The sequence below is a fragment of the Amycolatopsis sp. WAC 04182 genome, from assembly GCF_003947465.1.
In the GTDB taxonomy this organism is placed as follows: Bacteria; Actinomycetota; Actinomycetes; order Mycobacteriales; family Pseudonocardiaceae; genus Amycolatopsis.
In genome coordinates this window covers 1-638 of record NZ_QHJJ01000062.1, presented here as the reverse complement: position 1 = coordinate 638, position 638 = coordinate 1, and the positions used below count along the sequence as shown (strand labels likewise).

The window sequence follows — 638 nt, the reverse complement described above, 5'->3', positions numbered from 1 at the left end:
GGCTCATCGTCGCCGACGAGCCCACCTCCGCGCTGGACGTCTCGGTCCAGGGCCAGGTCATGAACCTGCTCCTGCAACTGCGCCGCTCGCACGGCATCAGCTTCCTGTTCATCACGCACAACCTCAGCCTGGTGCTGTCGGTGGCCGACCGCGTCGGCGTGATGTACAAGGGCGACCTCATCGAGGTCGGCATCCCGGAAACCATCGCCTCCTCCTCCACGCACGAGTACACGCGCCGCCTTCTGGCCGCGAATCCCGACTTGTCGGCATACGTGGGATAGCCCTTCGGGTCGACCTTCTCTTCTGTCCCCCCTTTTTTCAGAGCAAGAGCGAGAACCCACATGAACGTGCTCAAGAGCCTGAGGGCCGGGCTGATCTGCGCCGCCGCGGCGAGCGCCCTGCTGCTCTCCGGTTGCGCGGGCGGCGCGACTCCGTCGTCCTCCTCCGCCGACGCCGGCACCCCTGTACGCGGCGGCGACCTCGTGGTCGCGGTCCCGACCGATCCGCAGTCGCTGGACATGGTCGCCAACCCGGGCCAGGTCACCGCCCACATCGGCAACATGTTGTACGAGAAGCTCTTCGAGGTCGACAAGACCTTCGCGGCCCGCCCGATGCTGGTCGACACCTACAAGCAGAGC

The 638-nt window shown here is 66.6% G+C and carries 2 pseudogenes; both read left to right on the top strand.

What is annotated here, in order from left to right:
• Positions 1 to 281 (top strand): annotated as a pseudogene (locus tag DMH01_RS42520) (ABC transporter ATP-binding protein); the annotation flags it as partial.
• A 60-nt stretch (positions 282 to 341) separates the two neighbouring features.
• Positions 342 to 638: pseudogene (locus DMH01_RS43475) on the top strand (hypothetical protein); the annotation flags it as partial.